This is a genomic window from Jejuia spongiicola (assembly GCF_023502325.1).
Classification (GTDB): Bacteria; Bacteroidota; Bacteroidia; order Flavobacteriales; family Flavobacteriaceae; genus Wocania_A; species Wocania_A spongiicola.
The window spans coordinates 219,494-243,127 of the sequence record NZ_JAMFLZ010000004.1 but is presented as its reverse complement, the minus strand read 5'-3'; the positions used below and the strand labels follow the sequence as shown (position 1 = coordinate 243,127).

18 protein-coding genes and 1 tRNA gene are annotated in these 23,634 nt (G+C 31.6%); 12 read left to right on the top strand and 7 right to left on the bottom strand.

The window, feature by feature from the left end:
* Window positions 1-14: 14 nt before the first annotated feature.
* Both argH and M3P09_RS10830 read left to right on the top strand, forming a co-directional pair.
* Window positions 15-1,289 carry an argininosuccinate lyase gene (argH, locus tag M3P09_RS10835; RefSeq protein ID WP_249973136.1) on the top strand — a complete coding sequence of 425 codons (1,275 nt, stop codon included), beginning with the start codon at window positions 15-17 and terminating at the stop codon, window positions 1,287-1,289.
* 59 nt (window positions 1,290-1,348) lie between these two features.
* Window positions 1,349-2,212: an alpha/beta hydrolase gene (locus tag M3P09_RS10830; protein ID WP_249973135.1), complete on the top strand. Its 864-nt coding sequence runs from the start codon at window positions 1,349-1,351 to the stop codon at window positions 2,210-2,212.
* An 84-nt stretch (window positions 2,213-2,296) separates the two neighbouring features.
* Here the strand turns inward: M3P09_RS10830 and M3P09_RS10825 are convergent.
* The 4 genes from M3P09_RS10825 to M3P09_RS10810 form a co-directional block, all read right to left on the bottom strand.
* Window positions 2,297-2,378 (bottom strand) — tRNA-Tyr (locus M3P09_RS10825).
* A 53-nt stretch (window positions 2,379-2,431) separates the two neighbouring features.
* Complete coding sequence (locus M3P09_RS10820; protein WP_249973134.1) at window positions 2,432-5,170, bottom strand: TonB-dependent receptor; 2,739 nt, start codon at window positions 5,168-5,170, stop codon at window positions 2,432-2,434.
* 47 nt (window positions 5,171-5,217) lie between these two features.
* The gene (locus M3P09_RS10815; RefSeq protein ID WP_249973133.1) at window positions 5,218-6,045 is read right to left on the bottom strand and encodes a GLPGLI family protein; all 828 of its coding nucleotides are present in this window, start codon (window positions 6,043-6,045) and stop codon (window positions 5,218-5,220) included.
* A gap of 137 nt (window positions 6,046-6,182) precedes the next feature.
* On the bottom strand, window positions 6,183-7,004 hold the full coding sequence (locus tag M3P09_RS10810) for a GLPGLI family protein (RefSeq protein ID WP_249973132.1): 822 nt from the start codon (window positions 7,002-7,004) through the stop codon (window positions 6,183-6,185).
* A 146-nt stretch (window positions 7,005-7,150) separates the two neighbouring features.
* Between M3P09_RS10810 and M3P09_RS10805 the strand changes: the two genes are divergently transcribed.
* The 5 genes from M3P09_RS10805 to M3P09_RS10785 all read left to right on the top strand — a co-directional run bounded on the left by M3P09_RS10805 (window position 7,151) and on the right by M3P09_RS10785 (window position 12,527).
* Window positions 7,151-8,617 (top strand): sensor histidine kinase, encoded by a 1,467-nt coding sequence (locus M3P09_RS10805; protein WP_099563427.1) that lies wholly within the window; start codon window positions 7,151-7,153, stop codon window positions 8,615-8,617.
* The gene (locus M3P09_RS10800) at window positions 8,610-9,293 is read left to right on the top strand and encodes a response regulator transcription factor (protein ID WP_099563426.1); all 684 of its coding nucleotides are present in this window, start codon (window positions 8,610-8,612) and stop codon (window positions 9,291-9,293) included. The genes M3P09_RS10805 and M3P09_RS10800 overlap by 8 nt, the downstream gene beginning before the upstream one ends.
* A gap of 33 nt (window positions 9,294-9,326) precedes the next feature.
* Window positions 9,327-10,121, top strand: coding sequence for a hypothetical protein (locus M3P09_RS10795; RefSeq protein ID WP_249973131.1), 795 nt, complete (start codon window positions 9,327-9,329; stop codon window positions 10,119-10,121).
* Between the two features lie 3 nt (window positions 10,122-10,124).
* Window positions 10,125-10,739 (top strand): deoxynucleoside kinase, encoded by a 615-nt coding sequence (locus M3P09_RS10790; RefSeq protein ID WP_099563424.1) that lies wholly within the window; start codon window positions 10,125-10,127, stop codon window positions 10,737-10,739.
* Window positions 10,740-10,913: 174 nt separating this feature from the next.
* Window positions 10,914-12,527 carry a glutamate synthase-related protein gene (locus tag M3P09_RS10785; protein ID WP_249973130.1) on the top strand — a complete coding sequence of 538 codons (1,614 nt, stop codon included), beginning with the start codon at window positions 10,914-10,916 and terminating at the stop codon, window positions 12,525-12,527.
* A gap of 85 nt (window positions 12,528-12,612) precedes the next feature.
* Here the strand turns inward: M3P09_RS10785 and M3P09_RS10780 are convergent, their stop codons facing one another.
* Complete coding sequence (locus M3P09_RS10780) at window positions 12,613-15,003, bottom strand: sodium-translocating pyrophosphatase (RefSeq protein ID WP_249973129.1); 2,391 nt, start codon at window positions 15,001-15,003, stop codon at window positions 12,613-12,615.
* Window positions 15,004-15,131: 128 nt separating this feature from the next.
* Window positions 15,132-15,659: an inorganic diphosphatase gene (locus M3P09_RS10775; protein ID WP_099563421.1), complete on the bottom strand. Its 528-nt coding sequence runs from the start codon at window positions 15,657-15,659 to the stop codon at window positions 15,132-15,134.
* A 264-nt stretch (window positions 15,660-15,923) separates the two neighbouring features.
* Here M3P09_RS10775 and M3P09_RS10770 point away from each other — a divergent pair, with 264 nt between their 5' ends.
* From M3P09_RS10770 to M3P09_RS10750, 5 genes are all read left to right on the top strand, one after another.
* Window positions 15,924-18,155, top strand: a complete 2,232-nt coding sequence (locus M3P09_RS10770) for a M1 family metallopeptidase (RefSeq protein ID WP_249973128.1) — start codon at window positions 15,924-15,926, stop codon at window positions 18,153-18,155.
* Window positions 18,156-18,517: 362 nt separating this feature from the next.
* Window positions 18,518-19,234 carry an FkbM family methyltransferase gene (locus M3P09_RS10765; protein WP_249973127.1) on the top strand — a complete coding sequence of 239 codons (717 nt, stop codon included), beginning with the start codon at window positions 18,518-18,520 and terminating at the stop codon, window positions 19,232-19,234.
* Window positions 19,235-19,322: 88 nt separating this feature from the next.
* Window positions 19,323-19,916, top strand: coding sequence for an SGNH/GDSL hydrolase family protein (locus M3P09_RS10760; RefSeq protein WP_249973126.1), 594 nt, complete (start codon window positions 19,323-19,325; stop codon window positions 19,914-19,916).
* A gap of 24 nt (window positions 19,917-19,940) precedes the next feature.
* Complete coding sequence (locus tag M3P09_RS10755; RefSeq protein WP_099563418.1) at window positions 19,941-20,189, top strand: hypothetical protein; 249 nt, start codon at window positions 19,941-19,943, stop codon at window positions 20,187-20,189.
* A 115-nt stretch (window positions 20,190-20,304) separates the two neighbouring features.
* Window positions 20,305-20,853, top strand: a complete 549-nt coding sequence (locus M3P09_RS10750) for a hypothetical protein (RefSeq protein WP_249973125.1) — start codon at window positions 20,305-20,307, stop codon at window positions 20,851-20,853.
* Between the two features lie 170 nt (window positions 20,854-21,023).
* Here the strand turns inward: M3P09_RS10750 and M3P09_RS10745 are convergent, their stop codons facing one another.
* Entirely contained in the window at window positions 21,024-23,537 is a 2,514-nt protein-coding gene (locus M3P09_RS10745; protein WP_249973124.1) for a DUF5686 and carboxypeptidase-like regulatory domain-containing protein, read from the bottom strand.
* Between the last annotated feature and the right edge of the window lie 97 nt (window positions 23,538-23,634).

Genomic DNA, 23,634 nt, shown 5'->3' with positions numbered 1-23,634 from the left:
TAAACAATAAGAAGATGAAACTCTGGGATAAAGGATTTACAATAGACAAGCAAATAGAGCAATTTACTGTTGGCAACGATAGAGAAATTGATATACATATTGCTAAATACGATGTAATAGCATCTAGGGCACATGCTAAAATGCTTCAAAAAATTGGCATTATAACTGTTGAAGAACTAGTTGATTTGTTAAGTGGGTTAAAAATTTTAGAAACCCAAATTGAAGATGGAACGTTTGAAATTGATGGACAATTTGAAGATGTGCACTCTAAAATTGAGTTTGAACTTACCAAATCCTTAGGTGAGATTGGGAAAAAAATCCATACAGCACGCTCAAGAAACGATCAAGTTTTGGTAGCGCTTCATTTATACTATAAAGACAACTTATCTAAAATAAAATCAAAAACAAAAACCTTTTTTGAAACTTTATTGCAATTAGCTGAAACACATAAAGAAGCATTATTACCTGGTTACACGCATTTACAAGTGGCCATGCCATCATCATTTGGTTTATGGTTTTCTGCCTATGCAGAACTATTAATTGATGATGTGTATTTATTAAACGCTGCTATAAAAACTATAGATCAAAACCCGTTAGGTTCAGCAGCAGGTTATGGTAGTTCTTTCCCTATCGATAGAGACATTACAACTAAAGAAATGGGTTTTGAAACCTTAAAATATAATGTAGTTGCCGCACAAATGAGTCGTGGTAAAAGTGAGCGCACTATAGCTGCTACATTAGGAGGTCTAGCAAACACCATGTCGCGTTTTGCAATGGACATATGTTTATATATGAGTCAGAATTTTGGTTTCATTACCTTCCCAGACGAGTTAACAACGGGAAGTAGCATTATGCCACATAAAAAGAATCCTGATGTGTTTGAATTGATTAGAGGTAAATGTAATAAAATACAAGCTTTACAAACCGAAATGGTATTAATCACTAACAATTTACCGAGTGGCTATCATAGAGATTTTCAATTATTAAAAGAAAATACTATTGCTGCTTTTGAAGAATTAAAAGCTATTTTAGATATTTTTAATTATGCCATTCAGCAAATTGTTGTTAAAGACATTGACCTAAATGATGATAAATATAAATACCTATTTACTGTTGATAATATTAATAATTTAGTGGTAGATGGGATGAGCTTTAGAGAGGCTTATCAAAAAATTGGTAACGAAGTACAAGCAGGAACATATACACCAGACATGTCTAAAAAACATTCGCACATTGGGAGTATTCATAATTTATGTTTGAATAAAATAAAGGATAAGTTTCCAGAATAATTGATTTTCATATTAATAACATTTAACTTGTTCTCATAATTAATTCACTTTTAAAAATCATGCAAAAAACAGTTCTACTATTCATACTATGCTTTTTAGCTTCAAGTATTGGGTTTTCACAAACAGGAAAGGTATTTGATCAATTATCTCATACCAGTAAAATTTTAAAACAAGAGCGAAATTTTGCAATCTATTTACCTCCAGATTATGATACTTCGCAACGTAGTTACCCTGTTTTGTATTTATTACACGGTGCTGGCGATGACCAAACAGGTTGGGTACAGTTTGGTGAAGTATTGCAAATTACAGATAAAGCAATAAAAGAAGGTCATGCTACTTCTATGATAATTGTAATGCCAGATGCCTACACAACTAGGTTAGGCTACTTTAATGATGTAAGAGGTGATTGGAATTACGAAGATTACTTTTTTAAAGAATTAATGCCTTATGTAGAAAGTAAATATCGTATTAAAAGCAAAAAAGAGTATCGTGCTGTAGCTGGTTTATCAATGGGAGGTGGAGGCTCTTTTATGTATGCTTTACATCATCCAGAATTATTTGCATCGGCATGTCCTTTAAGTGCTTATATCGGACCAAAATCGATTGATGAAATGAAGCGGTTTGCTAAACGCTATAATAATTTTGAAGTTAACGATGCTGATGCTGAAAGCTATTTTCCAAAACATAATGCGTTGTCATTAATTGAAAATATGACTAAAAAACAAATTGAATCTGTACGTTGGTATATAGATTGTGGTGATGACGATTTTCTTTATGAAGGCAATAGCTTAGTACATCTTGCTTTAAGAAAAAAGGAAGTAAAGCATGAGTTTAGAATTAGAGATGGCGGACACTCGTGGAAATATTGGCGAGAATCGCTTCCCGAGGTTTTAAAGTTTGTTTCTGAAGGGTTTCATAGATAACTCTCAAGAATAAAGTTATTATACTTCCTTCTTTTTAGTTAAAATAAAAAAGTCTGCATTTACATGCAGACTTTGTATTATTTGTGGGGAGAGCAGGATTCGAACCTGCGAAGACGTAGTCAGCAGATTTACAGTCTGCCCTCGTTGGCCGCTTGAGTATCTCCCCAAAATCGACCGCAAATATATTACTGTTTATCAATTTAACAAAAGAAATATATACTAAATTTCATAACGTATTCTAAAGGTTACAAATCGGGGCTGAATGAAAGTTTCTGAATTAAATACTGCTAAATTACTAGCACTATTTCTTATTCGCGAATCTATATCTAATAAATTAGTAGCCTTAATTTCATATTCCCATTTAGCATCTCTATCTTTTCGATAGGCCAAAGAAGCATCCCAAGTTTCAAATGATTGCGAAGGTTGCACACTACTACTCTGGTTAGTGTATGTATACTCTGTTTTAAAAGTAACAGATTTCCAAATATAAGCATCAAAATCTATTGAAGGCGCATTAGTTATAAACTTGGTTGTACTTGTTCCTAAATTATTATCTGTAACACTATAACGATACCTTAGTCTTAGGTTTGGTGCTACTCTAAAATTTGTACGTAATTCTGGTCGATAACTTTGTGTAAAGCGCTCACTTACGGACTGCCTTCCTTGAACAAATTGATTAATTTTACTAAAATTAAAACTAGAAGATAAACTTGCCCTTATTTTTCCAAAAGTGCGCTGTATACGTCCATTAGCAGACACGCTTTCATCTGCAAAATTTGAATTAAAAAAAGAACTGGTTCTTATTACATTTTCAAAATCTGTAAGCCCTCTAATTTGATCTATATTTTTTGAATATGAAATACGCCCAAATACATTGGTATAATTAAACAAATTAAAACTGCTATAAAACAAACTTATATTATGAGATAAAGCATTTTGTAAATCTGGTTCGCCATATTGAATACTATTAAAGTTATTAAAAACTAACCCTTGAGCTAAACGGGTAACATCTGTAAACTGATTTAGCATATTATATCTCAAAGTTAAACTCTCACTCTTTTTAAATTGAACTCGAGTTTCAAAATCTGGTAAGATCTTAAAGAAATTATTTTTAAATGTTTCACCAAATTGACTATTTTTATTACCATATGCATGTACAGAAAACCCAGGAGTTATAGTAAATTTTCCTGCTTTTAATGTATAGTGAGCTCCTAAATAAAAATCGCTAAAATTATAATCGGTATCATTAGTGCTAAGACCATTATTAAAATTTGGTGTAGGGTTAAATTGTGAGCCATCATCTAAAAACTGGAATATATTAGAATTAAATTGCTGTTTACTTAAAATAGTACCCAAAGTAAAGTTAATATTGCTTTTTGCATTAAGTATATTGTAATAATCAAGCTTAGCATCAAGTTGATTAGATTTTATACGCCTGTTTTGAGCAAAATCGTAATTATTTAGTAGAGTATTAAATCCCATTGCTTCAGCAGTTGTATCAAAAGCATCTCTATCGTCTGGATTAGTTTCGCTATTATTGTTAGGGTCGTTTACTAATAGAGCATTATAAAATGGATCTTCATTTTTTATTAAGTGCTGTGCTTCAAAAGCAAAAATATTAGTTTCATTAAGCGTATAGTAGTAATTTAAATTTTGATTTAAACTGAATGGTGTTACTTTATCTAATTGATTAGTATTACCAATAACTGAAGAAAATTGATTTTGATTTTGGGTATCTTTAGAAAATCGTCCCAAAACATCATAATCTAACTGGTTATTCAAATTTGGCTTGTATGATGCGCTTAACTTAGCCAAACCTTGGTTAGAGCGTTCTTTACTATTTTGCTCGGTAGTCTCATCTGGAATCCCTAAATCACCATCAGTATATTGAACAAAACTCGTTTCTTTTGATAGTATTCTACTACTATTAAAAATGGCAAATCCGCTTATATCTAATGCCTTATTTGGCGAATAACTAAAATTGGTTGCAGCCAATTTATTTTCAATTTCAAGTGCATTATTTTGGCTTGTTAAAAAGTTAAGTCCATTATCGCCTAAATTAATACTAGTACCACTACGCCTACTAGGTAATCTAAAACCTCCTCCAAAACCACGAAGATCGCGACGGGTTATAGCTAGCTCTCCAATGTTATTTAAATCTCCAATAAAATTAAGGCTAAACTTAGGACTATAATAAAACAATTTAGGCTGTGCTAAATACAACTCATTGTCTGGAGACGCTCCACTGCCGGCTGTAATATTTCCAAACCAAAAATTTTCTTTTCCTTCTTTAAGTTTAATATTTAAGGCTATATTATCTTGATTATTTGTAACATTTCTTAATTGTCCAACTTCTGAATAATTTCGTAACACTTGTACTTTATCTACTGCATTTGATGGTATATTTTTGGTGGCTAATTTGGTATCGCCATCAAAAAAGTCTTTTCCATTAACCATTAACTTATTTACAACTTTCCCTTCTACTTCAACTTGCCCGTCATCATTAATTTCAACACCTGGTAATTTTTCTAAAACATCTTCAAGCTTTCTCTCAGTACCATTTTTAAAGGAATCTGCGTTATAAATTAATGTATCGCCTTTAACCGTAACGGGCATTTCGTAGGTTAGTTCCACAGCATCTAAGGCATTATCTACAACCAATGTAACATCTTTAGCTATGTCAATTTCTTTAGTAGAAATAGTTTCTTTAAAAGCTTTCATTCCTATATAGCTTATCTGTAAACTATATGTTGTATTTTTTGCTAAATCTAATTTGTAACGCCCTGCTTCGTTAGTAATTCCATAAGACTCCAGAGCTTGTGTTTTTTGATTTATAGCTATAACATTGGCAAGTTCTAATGGGTTTCCTATACTATCCTTAACTACTCCTTGAAGTTTAATTTGGGCATATGTAATATTTGATAAGCACAAAAGCGCTACAAAAATTATTTTTTTCATGATTTTGATTGATTTCCAAACGTGTTTATTAAAAATAGTGGAGTAATTTACTGTCTTCTTCTTCTCCCTCTATTCTCTCTAAATTCTGTCATTTTTTTGGTTATAATTTCTTTATATTCTTTACGGGTAACATTCTCCCCTTTTTCTGGAACTTTTATATTGGCTTTTTCTTTTGGATTCATTACAATTTTTGAACAAAGTATAGTAGTATTACCTTCACTAACTTCTAGAATTAAACCAGGCAAACCCCAATATTCTCCTGGGCCTTGGCTTATAGGTATTTGCAATGTATACCAAGCTTCAACCTCTACCATTTCTACTTTACTATTATTGTTCTCATCATTAGAATTTGCGGTATTATTACGTAATTGACCCCATGAAAAAGAATACCAAGAAAGCTGAGATTTAAGAAGTAAAGCTGTTGCTTTAAAACATGTATACTTACCTATAGTTTTTGTTTCACTACCCATTTTCCAATCAATGGGTTGTAAACTGTCTTTAACTAAAAACTTTTTACCATAAAACTCTTGGTTTTGAATAAATGTATTGGTCTTTATGTTTTTATATTGATTACCAGGTGTGAAATTTTTACCCCAAGAATCTGTAGCTCCAGAAATCGCATCAAGTTTTTCATCTTCTTTATACATCGACTCTTGTTTGTTAAATGTTAAAACATAAGTTTTTTCTAACCTGTTTTTTAATCGTGCTTCTACTTGTTTTTTCTGCTGCTCGCTCATTTTAGCCCCCCAACGCCCTAACTCCATAGGAGTTTTGGAAAAATAGTAAGCTTTTCCTTGAAACTCTTGAGCTTCAATTGAAATGGCATAAAATAAAATAAAAAGTAAAGCAGAGAATTTAGTGATAAAGATTTTCATTGTGGTTGCATAAATTATTTGTTTAACAAATATAATAAATAATTAAACAAAATATTTTTTAAAGATTTCACTTAATCTTTAGACCACAATAATTACCATTAGTTTAATAGATGAATAAAAATAATGTTTAACTACTATTATCCACCAATTCTAATCATAACACGTTCTCCATCTTCACCATTGCTTCTTGCACGAAACTGTTCCATCCTTTCTTTAGATTTTTCGTCGCGAATTTCATCAAACTCTTCTTGTGTTACTTTTTTTCCTTTTGAAGGTTCAACAATTTTTATATCCTCTTTTGGGTTTATTACAATTTTTGTACAAACAAGGGTTAAATCACCATCATTAACTTCTAAAATAAGCCCTGGTAATCCAAAAAATTCTGCTGGTCCATTATTAACAGGTATTTGAGGTGTATACCAAACCGTAGTCGTTCTTGGTTTAGTAACCGTTTCTATTTCTCCTCCTTGTGTTAATGTTTCTGTAGTATATTCATCATTAAACACCGCTTTAAAACAGGTATAATCTCCAATGTTCTTTGTTTCGTTAACTAACTCCCATTTTCTATTTGTTAAAGAGTCCTGTATTAAAAATATTTTTCCAAATATTTCAGTTTTATTGGCAAACCTATTCTCTTTTATATTCTTATACATAATGTTTGACCCTTGAGATACACGAATTTGAATTCCCGATTGAATTGGATTGGGAGCATCTAATTTCTCAACCTGTTTGTATATAGACTCATGCTTACTAAAGGTGAGTTTATACTCTTGCTGAAACTGTTTTCGCAATTGTTCTTGAATTTGTTTTTGCATCTCATCATTCATGTTTTCATTACCCAGCTTTAAATCTACTTTTCTGTGTGATTTATAAGTAGCTACGCCTTGAAAATCTTGGGCACTAACCTTAGTTATCGCTAAGGTTAGTAATACAATAACTGCTTTAATAATTGTTTTCATGTTAATCTTCTTTTAAAATTAATTACTATTCGTTTTTTGATTAATGAGGTACAAATATGAAAAGTAAAATATCTTTTAATAGTTAATGAGTGTTAACGTGTGTTAACCAATTGGTTTTGTATTAGTTTAACATTTACTTTTGAATTATGAATGAAAAAAAATATAAATGGCTTTTATATTTAATTGTTACAACTGTATTATTAACAATAGTTGTACAATGCTATTGGAATTACAAAAATTATTTGCAAAACAAACAAAACTTTATAAACCAAGTGCAGGTTAGTTTTGATAATGCTTTGGACACTTACTATGCAGATTTAGCTGAATCTAACCAAATGACTTTTATTGACATTGAAGCTGACAGTTTAAAATTTAAAGATGAATTAAATCACATAAACCCCGATTTGATAATAAGAAAAGTTCAAGAAGATTATAAAGGTAAGATTGATAAAGAAATATCGGGATTTACACAAATAATAGACTCAGATAGTGGTTTTACATTTTCAAAAAAAGAAAATCATATAAAACGAATTAAAGTCATTAAAGGCAAAAAAGCTGCAGATAGCTTAAAACTTATAAAAGGCATTACGTCCATTTTTATATCCATCCATAATGATACATTAGATTTTAAAAAATTAACACCTATTATTAACGATGAACTTAAAAGAAAGCAATTAGATATTGATTACTTGTTAGAACATTATAAAAACGATAGCCTTTTTAATGCATATAATATTGAGTTCGATAGTCCTGATTTTCTAAAAACTAAATCAAAATCAACCTTTTTAAAACAAAATGAAAGTTTAGAAATAACCTACCCAAATGCTACAAAAATCATTTTAAAGAGAAGTGCTTTAAGTTTGTTAATGTCAACAATTCTTGTTTTAGCTGTTATTAGTTGTTTATTATATCTTTTAAAAATCATAAAAAACCAAAAACAACTAGCCGAAGTAAAAAACGATTTAATTAGTAATATTACCCATGAGTTTAAAACACCTATTGCTACCATTGGTGTTGCTATAGAAAGTATTAAAAGTTTTAATGTAATTGATGATAAAGAGAAGACTAAAACGTATTTAGACATGTCTAACAATCAATTATCTAAGCTCAATGTAATGGTTGAAAAACTTCTTGAAACCGCAACTTTAGATAGCGATAGCTTAAAACTTAAAAGAGACAATTATAATATATCAGACATATTACAAACTATAGTTGAAAAGCATAAAATACAAACTGAAAAATCAATAAACTACGCAGCAACTTCAAATAAAATAACTGCCAATATTGATGTTTTTCATTTTGAAAATGCAATAAATAACATTTTAGATAATGCGATAAAGTACGGCGGAAATACAATTAATATTGATTTATCTCAAAACCCAATTGCCTTTACAATTTCCATTTCAGATGATGGTAACTCACTAACAAAAGCAAATAAAGAAAAGATATTTGAAAAATTTTATCGCGTTCCAAAAGGTAATACCCATGATGTAAAAGGCTTTGGAATTGGCTTATATTATGCAAAAAAAATTGCAGAAAAACATGGTGGCACTATTCATTTAGATTTAGAAAACAATAAAACAACTTTTAAAATGTCTTTACCTAATGAGTAAATTAACTACCATACTTTTAGCTGAAGATGAGCCTGCATTAGGGTTAATAATTAAAGAAAGCCTAGAAACTAGGGGCTTTCAGGTTTTACTATGCGAAAATGGCGAGGTTGCTTTTAAAACCTATCAAAAAGAAAAACCAGAGCTTTTAGTTTTAGATGTAATGATGCCAAAAAAAGATGGATTTACTTTAGCTAAAGAGGTAAGGATAGAAGACGATACTATTCCTATTATATTTTTAACCGCAAAATCGCAAACACAAGATGTAGTAGAAGGTTTTACTATAGGCGGTAACGACTATTTGAAAAAGCCTTTTAGTATGGAAGAGCTTATTGTACGTATTAACAATTTACTAAACAGAACTAAGCTTCAAAAAACATCGGAAATACTAAATATTGGAGAATATACTTTTAATTTCCCTAAACAAATACTTCAATTTAAAACTGATGAAAACATTCAGTTAACACACCGCGAAGCACATTTATTATTTCATTTAATAAAGAATAAAAACGCCGTTTTAGACAGGTCAGTAATATTAAATAAGCTTTGGGGGAATGATGATTTTTTCTCGGCAAGAAGTATGGACGTATTTATTACCAAACTAAGAAAGAAACTAAATCGAGACGATAGTATTCAAATTATAAATGTTCGTGGGTTTGGATATAAATTAATTTGCTAAAAGTGGTTTGATTTTTGTATTTTTCCAAATACTATGAGGTCAATTACATTTCTTTTATTTTTTATTTCGATAGCTGCGTTTCCTCAAAAAGCGATTAAAACTTCATTTGTAAAAACCATTGAGATAAAAGCCGAAGCTATTATTTCTGTTGAAAAATTCAATGGTTCTGAAGTTATTAAATATGTAGATAATAAAACTCTGTTTAAAAAAATTAAAAATTCTGTTTTTTATAATTATAGTAATGTCCAACTAGGTGAAATAACATCCGTAGATGCTTTTAGCCCTTTAAAAATTAAGCTCTTCTTTAAAAATTTTAATACAGTTATAGTTTTAGATAATCGCTTAGCTGAAACTGATAAAATTGATTTTAACGCTATAAAGCCATATAAAAATGTATCACATGTTTCTACAGGTTTTGGGAACAAGCTTTGGGTTTTCAATCAAGATTTACAACAACTAGAACTTTACAATTACAAAGCAAATAAAGTATCAGCAAAATCTCTTCCAATACAGTCAAATATTATTGATTTGAAAAGCAGCTATAATAGCTGTTGGCTACTCACAGAAAACTATTTATATAAATATGATACTTACGGAAGCCTTATTTATAAAATTAAAAATAAAAACTACACAGCTATAGCTTTAGATTATAATGACAATATTTTACTAAAATCTGCTAATAGGTTATTCTATTTAACAGATCGTGATCAAAATATTACATCAATCGAAATACCAAAATTGTTAATAAAACAGTTTTTAGTAACCAGAGGAAGCTTGTATATTTACGACAATGAATTTCTTCATGAATACCAACTAATAAAAGATTAAATTATGCACGTTGCAATTGCAGGAAATATTGGCGCAGGAAAAACAACGCTTACAAAGTTACTAGCGAAACACTATAAATGGGAAGCGCAACTAGAAGATGTTGTAGACAATCCATATTTAGACGATTTTTATAATCAAATGGAGCGCTGGAGTTTTAACTTGCAAGTATATTTTTTAAATAGCAGATTTCGTCAAGTAGCTCAAATTCGCGAAAGTGGAAAAGACATTATTCAAGACAGAACCATTTATGAAGATGCTCATATTTTTGCACCCAACTTGCATGCTATGGGCTTAATGACTAATCGCGATTTTGAGAATTACTCATCGCTTTTCAATCTTATGGAATCCTTTGTACAAGGTCCAGATTTACTTATTTATTTACGTAGTTCAATCTCTAATTTAGTGGAACAAATCCATAAACGTGGTCGCGATTACGAAAACTCAATAAGTATTGACTATTTAAGCAGACTAAACGAACGCTACGAAGCTTGGATTTCTAAATACGATAAAGGCAATTTGCTAATTATTGATGTTGATAATTTAGATTTTGTTGATAATCCAGAAGATTTAGGCGGTATTATTAATAAAGTAGAAGCCGAAATTAACGGTCTTTTTTAGGGCGTTTTACCAAAAAAGGTAAACCGCGCTTTCCGTTATATCTTTTTCTCGTGCCTCAAAAAAGGATGCCACATCAATCTCTAACGCAAAATAACATCAATTCTAACTTGTAATTAACACAAATATTTCTCGTCAAAAAAGTTGTAACTTTAGTAATTAACTAATTCCAACTTTATGTCGTCAAAAAAAATTGAAATTGCAAAAATCTCAAACCTTAAAGACAAACAACCTACCTACGCCTTAGTAAAAAACACCGATTTAGTAATTATAAAACATGAAAAGGGAATTTCTGTTCTATATGGACGTTGTCATCATCGTGGAGCTTTATTAGCAGATGGTTATATTGATGGGCACAATCTTATTTGTGGAGTCCATCATTGGGACTATAGGTACGACACTGGCGTTAGTGAGTATAATAACGATGAGCAACTTCATAAATTTCAAGAATATATTCAAGAAGATTCTTTATTAGTAGATGAAAATGAAATTGCAGAATTTGAAATTAACCACCCCCAACCTTTCAATCGAGATGAGTATTTGGGCACTTATGCAGATACGCATCCTGAGGACACAGAACCTTACACTAGTTATATAAAAGAACTAGCAAAAAATGGTTTAAAAAATATTGGTCACCATGGCTTTTCAGCTTCTATGGGTGTTGATAGAAATACACTTCCTAAATGGAACGATATTCAATTTTTGCCTGCACAATTAGCATCGCGCCCTTTATTAGATAATGAGTCTGTTGCAACCAAAGTGATTATTGGTCCAAAAGCAAAAAAACCATTAGAACTAGATATGCCATTATTTGTGAGTGACATGAGTTTTGGGGCATTATCACGCGAAGCAAAAATAGCTTTATCAAAAGGTGCAGAACTTGCTGGAACAGGAATTTGTTCTGGTGAAGGCGGCATGCTGCCAGAAGAACAAACAAATAATTCAAGATACTTCTATGAATTAGCATCAGCACAATTTGGATTTTCTTGGGATAAATTAGATCATGTACAAGCCTTTCATTTTAAAGGCGGACAAGGCGCTAAAACAGGAACAGGTGGACACCTTCCAGGTAATAAAGTAAGTAAAGAGATTGCTGAGGTTCGTGGATTAAAAGAAGGTGAAACAGCTATTTCTCCTGCGGCAAACCCAAATTTTCATACAGTAGAAGATTTTAAGAATTTTGCCAATAAGGTACGTGAACGTACAGGGGGTATTCCAATCGGTTTTAAAATAGCAGCAAGTCATATAGAAAAAGACATTCAATTTGCACTCGATGTTGGTGTAGATTATATCATTCTTGATGGACGAGGTGGTGGAACTGGCTCTGCTCCTACTATTTTAAGAGATCATATTAATGTACCAACAATTCCAGCATTAGCGAGAGCCAGAAAGTATATGGATAAAGTTGGAGCTACAAATGTTACTTTAGTTATTACTGGAGGTTTACGTGTAGCCGAAGATTTTGCTAAAGCAATGATGCTTGGGGCAGATGCGATAGCTGTTTCAAACTCTGCATTACAAGCCATTGGTTGCTTAGGAATGCGCGCTTGTGGAAGCAATAACTGCCCTGTTGGTATTGCAACACAAAAGGAGTCGTTGCGTAGTAGGTTAATTATATCTTCTTCTGCAAAGCAATTACAAAACTACTTTGAAGCTACCAACGATTTAATTAAAGTTGTAGCACGTTCTTGTGGTTATGATAATGTCAATAAATTTAATCATGATGACCTTTCAACTTTTGATAGAGACATGCATTATTTAACAGGTATTAATTATGCAGGAATCAACTAATCATAAAGTAAGTGATTAACTAAAGCAATCATAAAACAAAAGCCACATCAAATGATGTGGCTTTTGTTTTTAACAGCTAGTTTTTTTAGCTCTTCTCTTCTTTCTTCAAATTTGAAACAGCTTGTTTTACTTCTGTTTCAGTCCCTTCAAAAGTCTCATAATTAGTAGACCTTTCTCCATTTTCGTTTACAACAGTAGTTACTACTGCCTTAAAAACACCTTCTTCAATTTCGTTCATTTCTACTTTAATCTCTTTAGAAATATTTTGAGCCACTAATTCTGTAGCATCTTTTTCTTCAGTATAAGCAGCAATTCCATCGGTAGTTATTGCAATACTAGGCGCTATAACTAATGCTACAACACTCATTAATTTTAATAAGATATTTAATGATGGTCCTGATGTATCTTTAAAAGGGTCTCCAACAGTATCACCAACTACCGCCGCTTTATGTGTTTCAGTTCCTTTTCTTCCATCTTCTTCAATAGTTTTCTTAGCATTGTCCCAAGCACCACCAGCATTAGACTGGAAGATTGCCATAAGCACGCCACAAGTAGTAACGCCCGCAAGTAAACCTCCTAACATTTCAGCACCACCAACGCCAAACCATTGACCTCCAAAACCGACTAGTACAGGCACAACAATTGCTAATAATCCTGGTAATACCATTTCTCTAATCGAAGCTTTTGTAGAAATATCAATACATTTTCCATAATCTGCAACACCATCAGCTTCATCAAATATTTTTCTTTGAGCATCAGTAGCTTTAGACATATCAGAATCTACTGCTCGCATAACTTCTAAAGCCGCTTTTAATTTTGGAATATCTCTAAATTGGCGACGTACTTCTTCGATCATTGCCATGGCAGCACGACCAACCGCATTCATAGATAATGCAGAAAATACAAATGGCAACATCCCTCCTATTAATAATCCTGCCATAATATCTGGTCTGGACACATCAATTGAAGTTACATTTGCTGTTTTCATAAACGCAGCGAATAATGCTAAAGCTGTTAATGCCGCAGATGCAATGGCAAATCCTTTACCAATAGCAGCAGTTGTATTTCCAACAGCATCTAATTTATCGGTACGCTCTCTAACTTCGCTTGGTAATTCAGCCATTTCAGCAATACCACCAGCATTATCACAAATTGGCCCATAAGCATCTACAGCTAACTGAATACCTGTATTAGCTAACATTCCTACAGCTGCAATAGCAATACCGTATAAACCTGCAAAATGATGAGACACCATAATAGCAGCAGCAATTAATAAAATTGGAATAGCTGTACTCATCATACCAACGCCTAAGCCAGCAATAATATTTGTAGCAGCTCCAGTTTCAGATTGCTTTACAATAGACATTACAGGTTTTTTTCCTGTTGCAGTATAATATTCTGTTATTTTACCAACTGCTAAACCAGCAACTAAACCGGCTATTGTTGCCCAAAACACACCCATAGATGTATATGTTGTTCCTGCATCAACCCAAGATTCTGGTAGCATCTGATTAATTATAAAATAAGACGCTACTAACATTAAACCTGCTGATCCAAATTCTCCAATATTTAAAGCCGTTTGAGGGTTTCCGCCATCTTTTACTCTTACGAAAAACGTACCTAAAATAGACATGATAATTCCTACCGCAGCAAGAACTAATGGTAAATAAACTGCTCCTAGACCATCAAAAGCGCCTTGAAATTCTGGCAATGTTGCATATATAGCTCCTAAAACCATCGTACCAATAATTGAACCTACATAAGATTCAAATAAGTCGGCTCCCATACCTGCTACATCTCCAACATTATCACCTACATTATCTGCTATTGTTGCTGGGTTTAATGGATGATCTTCAGGAATACCTGCTTCTACTTTTCCAACTAAATCGGCTCCAACATCGGCTGCTTTAGTATAAATACCTCCGCCAACACGAGCAAATAATGCAATAGATGATGCTCCTAGAGAAAAACCTGAAAGCACATTAAGAATTTCTCCTATTTCCCAGCCTTGTCCACTATATATCATAAATAAACCACTTAGCCCTAAAACACCTAATCCTACAACACCTAGTCCCATAACTGCTCCACCTGCAAATGCTACTTCTAGAGCTCTACCTAAGGATTGACGTGCAGCTTGTGTTGTTCTAACATTAGCCTTGGTCGCTACTTTCATTCCAATAAAACCTGCCAATGCAGAACAAATGGCCCCTACAATAAATGATACTGCTACCATACCGTTAGAACCTTCTTCAGCATTACCTTTAAAGTATAAGAGGATTGCAACTGCGACAACAAAAATTGCTAAAACTTTGTATTCAGCTTTTAAAAACGCCATGGCTCCTTCAGCAATATTTTTTGCAATTCTAGCCATTTTAGCATCTCCTACTTCTTGTTTAGAAACCCAGCCACTTTTAATTAATACAAAAAGCAGTGCCAAAACACCAAAAACGGGTAAATAATTTACTATAAATTCCATATTTATTTAGTTAGTTTATTAGTTAATATTTTTTTAACGGAGCTAAAAATAGGAAAATATAAGTGATAAAAAAAACCACCTTAAACTTAAGATGGCTCATTTTTAAATTATTATGTTTTTAATCTCTATTAGATAGTAAAAGTTCTTTTCTTCTTATGTTCACTTTCATCATAACGTTGCACACATTTATGATAAATTTCTATAGCTTCTTTTGCATTTCCCCAGCCACCAACATCAACTTTCTTTTTTTCCAAATCTTTATATACTTGGAAGAAATGTTCAATTTCTTTTATTCTATGAGGGTTTAAATCAATAATATCAGATTTTTGGTTCCAAACTGGGTCAGAAACAGGAACACAAATAATTTTTTCATCTGGACCTTTCTCATCTGTCATATGAAAAACACCGATAGGCTTTACTTCCATAACTACCATTGGGTAAGTAGGCTCAGTACCTAAAACTAAAACATCTAAAGGGTCTTGATCTAATGCCAAAGTTTCTGGAACAAATCCATAATCTCCTGGATACATCATTGATGAAAACAGCATACGATCGAAGCGAATTTTATTTAATGTAAAATCGTATTCGTATTTATTTCTACTTCCTTTTGGTATCTCAATTAACACGTCAAATGTTAAATCTTTTTTCTTAGTCATATCTTCAATTCTATTTTGGGGTGCAAATGTACAGAACACTTTAAGAGTAAGCAACAAAAGAAGTTAGTTTTAAAGTTCTTTTACATGGTTTTACTATATATTAATTATTTCTTAGCAGAATGCTATAATTTCTTAGATTTAGTAATCAATATTTATCCTATTTGTTTCAAATTAATTAAGTCAAAGACTTTAACTATTTTGTAAGAAAATTTATTCATTATATTTATTATATTGCGCTCGACTAACTCAAACAAATTACAATAAATGATGCGCTCAATTTTATTAATATTTCTAGCTCTCTTTTCATTATCAACATTATACGCACAGAATCAACCTTGGCAAGGTAAGTTTGAGCCTATTGACAATATGATAGCGCCACCAAACGCTTATCGTGCTGCAAGTGGAGCGCCAGGAAAAGCTTATTGGCAGCAACGTGCAGACTATAAAATAAAAGCGATTTTAGACGAAGCCAACAATACTCTTTCTGGTGAAGAAACTATAACGTACTATAATAATTCTCCAGATGATTTAAGTTATTTATGGATTCAGCTTGAACAAAATGTGAATAAAAAAGAAAATGAAGATTTTGGCTCTATTAATAACAGCATAAAAGAAGGCATGAGTACAAGACAAATGCAGTTTCTTACTAGAGCTATCGATTTTCCCGCAGGTTATTCTATTAAATATATAAAAGACACTAATGGAAACACTATAAAATCATTGGTTAACAATACTATGATGAAGGTGTTGCTTGATGAGCCACTAAAATCTGGTACTTCCATGAGTTTTTCAATAGCTTGGTCTTACCCAATTACAGATCGTAGTATGTATTTGTTATCTAGAGAAGGCTATGAATATTTTCCTGAAGATGATAATACTGTTTACTTAATTGCGCATTGGTTTCCTAGAATGGCAGTTTATAATGATACTGAAGGATGGCAAAACCAACAATTCCAAAAACTTGGTGAGTTTGCTTTAGAATTTGGTAATTATGAGGTAGAAATTTCTGTTCCTGAAGATCATATTGTTGCTTCTACAGGAAACCTTCTAAATAGCGATGATGTATTAACAAAAACACAACGCAAGAGAATGAATGAAGCTCGTAAATCATTCGATAAACCCGTAATGATAATTACAAAAGAAGAGGCCGAAGCTAATGAGAAAACAAAATCAAAAAAACTAAAGACTTGGAGATATAACGCCACAAATGTTAGAGATTTTGCATTTGCATCGTCTCGAAAATTTATGTGGGATGCACAAGCAGTAAAATTGCCAACTAACACTGTAATGGCCATGTCTTTTTATCCAAAAGAAGGATTACCTGTATGGCAAGGAGAATCAACTAAAGCTATTATGCATGCACTTGAAGTTTATTCTGAAGCAACATTTGACTATCCTTACCCAGTATGTATTTCGGTAAACACATCAAATATTGGAATGGAGTTCCCAATGATTAGTTTTAATGGTGGTCGACCAAAAAACGGTAAAATAAGCGATGGCGCAAAACAAGGTATGATTGGAACCATTATACATGAGGTTGGACATAATTGGTTTCCTATGATTGTAAGTTCAGATGAACGTAAATGGATGTGGATGGACGAAGGTTTAAATACTTTTTTACACCAACGTACTGTTGCTGAGCGCTATCCAGATTTTAATAGTGTAACTCCAAAAAGTATTGTTCCATTTATGAGCGGCGATAAAAACATTTTACGCCCAATAATGACAACTTCAGATAATGAATTAATGAGTCAATTTGGAGCTAATTTTTATTTAAAACCAACTGTTGGATTACAAATGCTACGTAACTCAATTATTGGGAAAGAACTCTTCGACCAAGCATTTAAAGAATATGCAAATCGTTGGAAATACAAACATCCAAATCCAGCTGATTTATTTAGAACTCTTGAGGATGCTACTGCAGCCGATTTAGATTGGTTTTACAGAGGTTGGTTTTTTACAACTGATAATGTAGACATGGAACTAACTAATGTAAAATGGTTTAAAGTTTTTGAGGAGGACACAAACATTGAAGATCAAAAGAAAAAATCTCAATTTAAAATTGAAGGTGAAAATTCTAGTTCTAAAGCAAAAGATTTTTCTAGTGGACCAGAAGTTATAAACATGGCTGCAACTCCTGATGCTGCTTATGGTCAATTTTTATCTAGAATTGATGAAGCCGAAGTTAGAAAACATGTGTCTGGCAAAAATATATACGAAGTAACGATAAAGAATAAAGGCGGATTAATTATGCCTGTTACTATAGAATGGGTATATACTGATGGCACTAAAGATATCGACAAATTACCAGCTCAAATATGGCGTAGAAACGAATACGAGGCAAAGCACACTTTTATAAAGGAAAAAGAAGTTACAGAAGTTAATCTTGATCCTAATTTTGAGTTTGCCGATGTTGATACAAAAAACAACAGCTTTCCTAAGGTTGAAACACCGTCAGAATTCGATGAGTTTAAAAATAAAAAGCTGGGGAATTAGTTTTAGTACTTAAACAGTAAATCAACACATACATTTTTTAGTATAAATAAGCTTAAGTAAGTCTTTCTTAAGCTTATTTATTTACACCTATTTTTTTTTGCAATAATTTATTCAAGATTATTAAATGTGCAAAAGGGTTTCAAATTCACACATATTTTGTAACATTTTTTAAAGTTCAATATATCTAGCTTTTTTATGGTTTTCAAAATGAAAAGCGCTATAAATCAATATTATAATTAGTTAGTAAAACCGTTTCTAAGAAATAAATTATAACTTAGCCTAGGTTGTACTTAAAACAATTCACAGATAAATTTTAACTAAATAGAGAAACTAATCTCTAATTTGATAAACACTAAAAAGGTATGCAAGCATTATTAAAACCAGTAAAATATTTAATAGGACTAACAATTAAAACGTTTCATTTACCTGTAAATGTTGGGGGATTAAAGATTCAATTCCCTTCTTTTATGAATATGTCAGAACGTGGTTCGACAATTACTGGTAAATACGAAATAAGTGAAAGAAAATTAGTTTCAAAATATATTAAAAGTGATGATGCTGTACTTGAAATGGGTGCATGTATTGGTGTAGTTTCTTTATCAATTAATAAAATGTTGAACGACAAATCAAAACAAGTTTCTGTAGAACCTAACCCACAAATGCATAAATACTTACATGAAAACAAAATAAACAATAAAGGAGAATTTAACATTGAAACTTGCATTGTCTCCAAACAAAAAGAAGTTGATTTTTTTATTGGCGGAAAGGCATTTTTAGGCTCCAATACTATGGGAAGAGGAAAAAAAATTACAGTTCCTGGAAAAACTTTAACTGAATTAAAAAATGAATATTTTGATTTTACAGCATTAGTAATGGATATTGAAGGAGGTGAATTGAATTTCTTCCGTTCTTTTGATTTAGAAAGTTCCAAAATAAGACTTATCATATGGGAGACTCATATGCATCCTAATATGTTATCAAAAGAGGAGCTTTTTGAATGTTACGAGAAATTAGAAAAGCAAGGTTTCAGCTTAAAAGAAAAAGCAGGAAATGTAGAAGCGTGGTCTAGAAGTGTGTAGTTATTTCATAATAAATCTTATCAAGTTTAAAAATTAATCTTTTTATTTAAGAAATTATACCCAAGTGAATTTCAGCAAATACATATTAGTGATTTTTATTTGTATTGGCTTTTTTTGGCAATTAGAAAGTCAGTCAAAAAAAACGGAGTTTAATATTTTATTTATAGGTAACAGTTTAACCTATACTAACAACTTGCCGTTATTAGTAAAAAAGTATGCAAAAAAACATGGTGTTACTGTAAACACAAAAATGATTGCTAAGCCTAATTACGCTATTTCTGACCATTGGTATGATGGCGAAGTACAAAAACTAATAGCAAGCCAAACATTTCATTTTGTAGTTATACAACAAGGTCCACCATCGCAACAAGACGGCAAACAACTACTTATAGAGTATGGCAAAAAATATAATATACTTTGTAAAAATAGCAATGCTAAGCTTGCGTATTTTATGGTATGGCCTCCCATGAATCATCCTGAAAGGCTTGACAGGGTAATAAAGAATCATCAATACGCCGCAAAAATTAACAAAGCTATTCTATGTCCTGTTGGCGAAGTTTGGAGAAATCATTTCAAAACCACAAATAATTATGATTATTATGGCTCTGATGGTTTTCATCCTTCTAAAAAAGGAAGTGAATCGGCAGCCAAAATTATTGTAGAGCATCTGTTTCCTAAATAGATTATAAAATTGTTACCTTAGAGTATGAAAAAAGAGCAAATAGAAAAAATGAGTTTTGAAGAACTCGTAAAAAAAACTAAAACATACAAAATGGCTACCATAGTGCTAAGCGTGCTTGTTTTGATAATGTTTGTAACCAGCTTTTTTAGTTATCAAGAAAATGGAGTGAGTTTTTCAGTTTTTTTACCTCTTTTCTTTTTACCTATGGTTTTAACTAATCGAATGACTTTTTTAAAACTACAAAAAGAATTAAAGTCAAGACAAAAGGATTAAAAATATACTCTTTTATTTTAACTAAAACCGAACTTGATTTTGTTTAACATTGCTATAAGTCATTAAAACTATTTCATATTAACTAAGCATTAGGTGTAATTAACATGCAAACTACATGAATATTTTTAAAGAAATAGCCTCTAAGCATGATGGATATTATAATGAAGAAGGGGAAAAACTTATTTCAGGACCAGAAGGCAAGCTCTTTTTTGATGCTAAGGAAACTATTATCGATGTAAATGGGTCTCTAATTACAATTTACTCAACTGGAGCCGGAGGTGCAGTACGAACAGCAGACCCAATTCGGATTATTTTATTCTTAAAAAAAGACAGTAGAACAGAATTAACTATATTTCCAAAGAGTAAACTCAAAAAGCTTGTTGAATTTTTTATCCCAGGCAAAAGCCTCAAAATTCCTAGAAAAATTCGAAGTCAATTTTCATTTGATGGAAATCAAAAATTAATAAATGAATTAACCTCTGATAGGTTATTTATTGAAAATATTCTTAATGAAGAAGTGTATATTGTAATAAACAAAAAAACTTCACAAAACATTCTTTTAACCCCAGCTTATGGAGTATCGAGTTTAGAACAATTTGATAAGTTTGTTGAAATTCTAAAATCAATTGAAACTAAAATAGAAGCCATAGGCAACAACAAATGACAAAGTTTAGTTACGCTTTATTGTTTATTGACAAAGTGCAATTTGAATCAACAAATTTAACTACAAAAATCAGTCATGCTATTAATTTCTTAGACCATAAATCAATACAAAAAATATATTATTTCTAATACTGATTAAACATTACTTAGTAATCAGTAATGAAAAAACTTCTAAAAATGAAATCCAAAAGTACCAGTAACACCAAACTTACGTGCATTTGGATATAGAACCTTGTCCTTATAATTTCCTCTAAAATTAAAATCGATTCTAAATATTTTAAAAATATTCCCTACACCTAAACTGTACTCGTAATATGGTTTATTGCTTGGAGCTGCAAGTAAAATACTGTTTGGGTTATTTGTTGTATTTAAATCTATATTTTCTTGAGAAATCTCTCCCCAAACTCCACGTACACTTACTATTTCGCGCAAATTAAATTTACGTAAAAATGGAATTCTTGAAAATAAACGCCCATTAAAATTATGTTCTAAATGAAATGACACATAAGTATCACTCACAAACTCATAAAAATCTAACTGTGAAAACGTATTATATATTGAAAAATACGATTGATTTCCAGGAATAACACTTAACAACCCTAAAGGCACTTCTCCAAATGTTTTACCAGCTTCAATAGTGGTATTCAACCTTCCAAAACCTCCTACTTGCCATGGTTGTAAGTAAGACAATTGTAATTTCGTATAATCAAAATCGCTATTTAACATGCTTTTATCTCCGCGACTTACTTGTGCAAAAATGCGTGCAAAATCATCATTTGCTGTACGACGCTCTACTCCAAAACCTGTCATTTTTCGTTTAGGAAAATAAGATACAGATAACGAGGTTTCAAATTGTTTTATTTCAGATGAAAAACCTGTTGGCGAATCTGCATCAACATAGTCTAAACTAAAAGTTGGTGAAGCTGATTCTAAAGTTCGGTAGTTTGTTCCTAGCCTAAAAATAAGATTTCTAACGGGCTCTAATTCAACCGCTAAACTTGTTAAATTTATTGAAGTCAACTTGTCATTCGCACCTGTACCCACAACCGATGAAGACGCTAAACTCCGCCCCAAAACATCAGTACTTGTTGTTAAACTTGCTCCTATCTGTTCAACGTCACGTCTGTTTCCTCCAGAAACAATCAATCTATTTTTTTTATCTATTAACCATTTACCGGAAATGCCATATTTAAACTTATCATCTCTAAAACCATAAGCTAAAAATCCTTCTAATCGCCACAAATCGTTTCTACCAAAATAAGTTCTTCCTCCTGTACGCAAACGTAAGCCTTCAACTTCGTTAAATCCAAAGGTTGAAAAAATAGGTCCGTAATCTAACGGCAACGTATTAAATTCAATATAACCTGACGATAGAATACTTCCCAAATTATAAAGACGTTTAAACTTTTTTACAGTTTTTAAAGTATCTAACATTTTATAGACACCCTTTTCATCTTTGTTTAATTCTTCAAGTCGGTTTTCTGCCCAAAATGCATCATCTCTATCGTAAACATCTTTATCATAATTATAAACTTCTTCATCATAGAATTTTTTGTTCTTGACTTTATCAAATTTGTAATTATTATATAAGGTTGTTCGTTTACCATAAACACCTCGCGATTTTTCTTTTTTACTTAATGCAAAATCAGACATCATATAATCGCGCTTTACAAGAAAAAGTGAATCGTTTAAAACTTCAAACTCTTGTTCAATATAAATATCTTTTACCCAGTTTATATTGGCACTCTTTGAAGCTTGTAGGTTAATTTCTTTAATGGCATAAGTTGAGTCTGCTACCCAAAAATCACCTTTAAAAGTAAGCTCGTTTTTCCGTCTAGGATAATAAATAATATTATAGCACCATTTGTTGTCTATAAAAGCGCTATCAGAAAGCACATAGTTATAGGTGCTTATTCCTGTTTTTGAAAGTGGACTTACAAAACTTTTATCAAAAAACTTTAGATAATTATCGTATACATTATAATCGGAATACAAATCGTCAACAAAATCAATCACTACCTGATTATCGCTAAAACCAGAGTTTTTATTTCCTTTTAAAACTTCTTTTGTTTTGTTAATTACATTGTCACCATAAACTGTTGATACGGCTTCGTTAATAAACATTGGTAAATACGTTTTTCCAGTAACACGTGATGTATCCACCTCGTTAAAAACAAACTCCATACCTCTAAATAGTTTACTTTTAATAAGCGCGCTATCTATTGTATTAATATCGAATTCTACTTTTTCGTATTTGTCGTATTCGTATTGCTTGTAAAGATTCAAGCCGTTTCTTCGTTTATGTTCCCAAATTTTACGTAGTAAATCGATAGCAGGGTTATTCTTTTTTGATTGTTTTCCTGACACAATAACTACAGCATCCAATTGAGCTGCTTCCTCTTTAAGCGTAAATTTTAAATTATAATTTACTTTTTTAGTTAAAGGAACTTCATTGGTTTCGTATCCTATAAACGAGATGGTTAAAGCATTCCACGTTTCAGTAGATTCTAAATAAAATTTTCCGTTTTCATCAGTTATCGTTCCTTCAGTAGAACCTTTAAATATAACGTTAGCAAATGACACAGGTTGATTTCCCTCATCAAACACATAACCGCTAACCTTGGTCTGCGCTATTGCAAAAAACACATTTAGTAGGGATAGGGCAAAAAGTAGTTTTATCTTCATCAAAAGACTTTAATTATTTTCTATTAAAGACAAATATAAGTTGTCTTTGGTTGCATAAAATTGAAAAAATAAAATTTGAGTTTATTTCATAACACAA